4 protein-coding genes are annotated in these 4443 nt (G+C 69.5%); all 4 read right to left on the bottom strand.

What is annotated here, in order from left to right:
- Window positions 1-190 precede the first annotated feature (190 nt).
- Complete coding sequence (locus ACEN88_RS25105) at window positions 191-1375, bottom strand: family 1 glycosylhydrolase (RefSeq protein ID WP_413344061.1); 1185 nt, start codon at window positions 1373-1375, stop codon at window positions 191-193.
- Entirely contained in the window at window positions 1376-2533 is a 1158-nt protein-coding gene (locus tag ACEN88_RS25110; RefSeq protein ID WP_413344063.1) for an L-lactate dehydrogenase, read from the bottom strand.
- 12 nt (window positions 2534-2545) lie between these two features.
- The gene (locus ACEN88_RS25115) at window positions 2546-4174 is read right to left on the bottom strand and encodes a GMC family oxidoreductase (protein ID WP_413344065.1); all 1629 of its coding nucleotides are present in this window, start codon (window positions 4172-4174) and stop codon (window positions 2546-2548) included.
- Window positions 4171-4443, bottom strand: a 273-nt coding sequence (locus ACEN88_RS25120; protein ID WP_413344067.1) for a gluconate 2-dehydrogenase subunit 3 family protein, incomplete at its 5' end; no start/stop codon positions are given. The genes ACEN88_RS25115 and ACEN88_RS25120, both read right to left, overlap by 4 nt.

Raw genomic sequence — 4443 nt, forward strand, 5'->3', positions numbered from 1 at the left:
GCGACGACGCGGCCGGCGCGCGGCCGGCGGCGCCACAGCACGAGGCCGATGACGATGACGAGGAACAGGCTGGCGGGCGGCAGGATCAGGCCGCGCGGGATCAGGTTGACGATGTCGAGCAGCGGTGCGAAGGTCATGGATCGTGGGCGTGATGGTGGCGCCCGGAGTAGACCGCAGCCGGGCCGCCGCGTCAAGCCTGCATTGCGCCAGTACGCCCATCCCAGGCCGCGATCAGGTCGCGGTACGCCGTCCCGACGGGCCGGATGCGGCGGTCCAGGTCGTACAGCCCGCGCGGATTGACGATGCCGCGGTCTTCGCGCAGTTCGAAGTGCCAGTCGACCTGGTCGGTCAGCGAATACCACGTGAAGCCGACGACCCGCACGCCGCTCCGCATCAGACCGCGCACGTGGGCCCACTGGCAGCGCAGCCACTCGCGCGCTTCGTCGCCGCGCGGGCCCTGGTCGAGGTTCGTTTCCGTGTGCATCAGCGGCAGGCCGTAGCGCTGTGCGTATTCCTGCGCGATCATCGCGTACCCAAGTGTTTCGCCCGCATCGCGCGCCGTGCCGTCCGGTTCGACGTCGTGTTCGTTCGTCATGTAGTAATCGGTGCCGAGGATGCAGCGGTCGCGCAGCGCGTGGTCTTCGAAGAAGCGGCATTCGTCCGGTGTCATGCCGTGCGCCAGCACGAACTCGCGCTGTACCGGCTCGAGCGGGCGGCCGTAGTTGAAGTCGAGCGACAGGAAGCGCAGCCGGTTGCGCCGTTCGGCTTCCGCGACGGCGCCGGGATGCGTCGCGTGGAAGTATTCGCTCGATTCGCTCTGGATGAACACGGCGTCGGGGCGCAGCGTCACGATCTCGTGCATCGCCAGCACGTTGGCGCGGGCCAGGTGCTTCAGCGCCGTCACGTACGACCGGAAATCGCGCGCCTGCTCGTTCCACCACCCGAACAGCGCGGAGAATTTCGCGCACACGTACATTTCGTTGACGGGCGTGTACAGCCGGATCCACGGATAGCGCGTCGCGAAGGCCCGGGCATAGCCCTGGAACAGCGCCGGGAAATCCGGGTTCTGGAAGTTGCCGACCCAGTCCGGCACGCAGAAGTGGCACAGGTCGGCGACGGGGTCGATGCCGAGCCGCTGGAGTGTCCCGAACGCCTGGTCCGCGAATGCCCAGTCGTAGCGGTCCGGCCCCAGCCACGTGCGGTGCAGCGGCACGCCGTAGCGCAGGGTGCGGACGCCCAGGTGCGCCACCAGCGCGAAGTCCGTCTGCCACAGCCGGTAGTGGCCGCATTCTTCCATCTGGTCGCGGCGGATGCGGCCATCGGCTATCGTCGGTGCGCTGTTCTCGATTCCGGTGGCGAACATGAACGGCAGCATTCAGCGCCTCCCCAGCGGCGGCTGCGCGGTGACGACGCCCGGCTCGATGCGCTGCAGGTTGTCGAGGCCCGTGAGCAGCATGCAGTCCTGCAGTTCCTGTTCCAGCAGGGTGAGGGCGCACGCGACGCCTTCGCGCCCGCGCGCGGCCAGGCCGTACAGCCACGCGCGCCCGGACAGGCAGGCGTGGGCGCCGAGGCCGATCGCCTTGACGATGTCGCCGCCCGTGCGGATGCCGCCGTCGAACAGGACTTCGATGCGGTCGCCCACGGCATCGACGATTTCCGGCAGCACGGAGATCGACGACGGCGCGCCGTCCAGCTGGCGCCCGCCGTGGTTCGACACGATGATGGCGTCCGCGCCGATGTCGATGGCGGTGCGCGCGTCGTCCGGATTCATCACGCCTTTCAGGATCAGCTTCCTCTGCCATTTCTCGCGCACCCAGCGCGCCGTGTTCACGTCGAACGAAGGATCGAACTGCTCCTCGATCCACTTCGACAGCGAGCCGATGGAGCCGGCCTCCTTGATCTCGTGCTCGAAATTGCCGAACGTATGGCGCTTGCTGCCCGCCATGTTCGCGAGCCAGCGCGGGTGGCCCACCATCTGCATGATGTTCGCCGGCGTCAGGCGCGGCGGCACCGCGAGGCCGTGCTTTTCGTCGGCCCAGCGCTTGCCCTGCGTGTGCAGGTCGATGGTCAGCACGAGCGCCGAGCAATTTGCATCGTGGGCGCGGCGCATCAGGCTTTCGTTGACCTTGTGGTCCTTCATCAGGTACAGCTGGAACCAGAACGGTTGATTGATCGCCTCCGCCACGTCCTCGATGGAATTGATGGAGCACGTCGACAGGCAGAACGGCACGCCGAAGTCCACCGCCGCGCGCGCCGCCTCGCATTCGCCATTGGCCCACGTGAGGCCCGCGAGGCCCGTCGGGCCGAGGGCAAGCGGGATGCGCGCGGGGTCGCCCGCCATCGTGACGCCGGTGTCGCGGTGCGACACGTCGCGCAGGCTGTGCTGGCGCAGCGCGAGCGCGCGCATGTCGTCCAGGTTGCGCCGCACGGTCAGCTGCTGTTCGCTGCCGCCGTGGATGTAGTCGAACACGACGCCGGGCAGGCGTTCGCGCGCGAGGCATTCGAGGTCGAAGATGCTGGCTACCTTGCTCATGTCCGGTCCTTCCTACAATTCCCCGCGCGCCGCGAGCGCCCGGATGCGCGCGCCCATGCGGCAGGCGAGGGCCTGGATCGTCAGCGACGGATTCACGCCGCCCGCCGTCGGGAACAGCGAGCCGTCGCAGATCCACAGGTTCGGCACGTCCCAGCTGCGGCCGTCCGCATCCACGACGCTCGTCTCCCGGTCGCCGCCCATCCGGCACGTGCCGAGGATGTGGCTCGTGTCGTCGCTCGTCCAGGTGTCCTTGCCGCCGGCCGCCGCCAGCATCTCGCCCATGAAGCGGCGCGCGTGGTCCTGCATGCGGCGGTCGTTGGCGGAATATTCGAACGTCACGTGCGCGACGGGCAGGCCGTGGCGGTCGCGCACATCCGCCAGTGCCACGCGGTTGCACGCGCGCGGCTCCGTCTCGGCGACCGCGACGAGGCCCGCCATGTGGTTGTAGTCCGCCATCTCGCGGCGCAGCGCCATGCCCCATAGATGCCGTTCCGTCACGAGCAGCTGGGCCCACGCGCGCGGCAGCGGGCCCTGGCTCATGAACGCATAGCCGCCATGGAAATCCTTGCCCGCGTCCGTGTAATTCCAGTGCTCGCACACGGCCATGTTGGGCGGGCCCTTGTACCAGCGGATGGCTTCGTCGAACCGGGCCCACACGCCGGGGCCTGCGTGCGTCGTCAGGTGCGTGCCGACGAGGCCCGAGCCGTTCGCGAGGCCTTGCGGGAAGCGGCCGCACGCGGAATTCAGCAGCAGGCGCGGCGTCTCGATCGCATAACCCGAGACGACGACGTTGCGCGCGCGCTGGAAGCGCCAGGCGTCGTTGCGGCGATAGTGCACGCCCGCCGCGCGGCCGTCGGCGCCGAGTTCGATGCGGCCGGCCATCGCGAGGTCGCGCACTTCCGCGCCCGCCGCCAGCGCGCGCGGAATCCACACGATCAGCGCGCTCTGCTTCGCATTCGTCGCGCAGCCGAAGTTGCAGAAGCCCCGGTACACGCACGGCGGCGATTTTCCGCGCGGTGCCGACACGGTCGCCAGCGGCACGGATGACCACCTGATGCCCATCTTTTCCGCGCCGCGCGCGAGCACGAGGCCCGCCGCGTTCATCTCGTGTTCGCGGTACGGGTAGCGGCGGCGCGGCGGTCCCCACGGATAGTTGACCGGGCCGGACACGGCCAGCGCCCGCTCCGCCTCGTCGTAATAGGGCGCCAGTTCGTCATACGTGATGGGCCAGTCGAAGCCGTAGCCCAGTTGGCTGCGCGATCGGAACCACTCGGGCCGGAAGCGCAGCGAGATCATGCTGAAGTGGACGGTCGACCCGCCCACGCCCCAGCCGGAATTGTTCCCGCCGAGGGCCAGTGCATCGGCGCCGCCGGACAGCCGTTCTTCCAGCCAGTACAGCTGTTGTTGCGCTTCCTCGTCCGACGCGAAATCCTCCAGCGGGCGCCAGAACGGGCCCGCTTCCAGCACGACGACGGAAAAGCCGGCCTCCGCCAGCTTGCACGCGAGCGTGGCGCCGCCCGCGCCGGCGCCGACGATGGCGAAGTCCACCACCTCGTCGTCGCCGTATTCGCGCATGCTCACCCAGCCCCCGCGCTTGAATACGTCGGGGGCGCGGCCGCCGCCAGTCCGCGGCGCGGTCACCGCGCCTCCTTCGCTTCCCACGGGTCGCGGCTGTCGAACCCGAGGCGCACGTACCCGCGGGGGTTCGCCGGCCCGCCGAAGCCGATCTCGTTCCAGGCGCGGGGATGCGCGTAATAAAAGCCGGCCGCCGTCTTGAGCAGGTGATGGATGAAGAAGCGCTGCGCGTCGAGACCCTGCCAGCGGGGAGACATGGCGCGGCCGCCTTCGAGGGCATGCAGGAGCGCGTCCTGCGCGTCCGCGTCGAGCCGGACGAACGGGCGGTCGTGCAG

Origin of the sequence: Massilia sp. CT11-108 (assembly GCF_047302915.1) — a bacterium.
Taxonomy (GTDB): domain Bacteria; phylum Pseudomonadota; class Gammaproteobacteria; order Burkholderiales; family Burkholderiaceae_D; genus Telluria; species Telluria orientalis.

Bases quoted from the DNA above. Each gene is read 5' to 3' on its own strand.
- ACEN88_RS25105 (WP_413344061.1), bottom strand. From the start codon at position 1,375: ATGCTGCCGTTCATGTTCGCCACCGGAATCGAGAACAGCGCACCGACG.
- ACEN88_RS25110 (WP_413344063.1), bottom strand. From the start codon at position 2,533: ATGAGCAAGGTAGCCAGCATCTTCGACCTCGAATGCCTCGCGCGCGAA.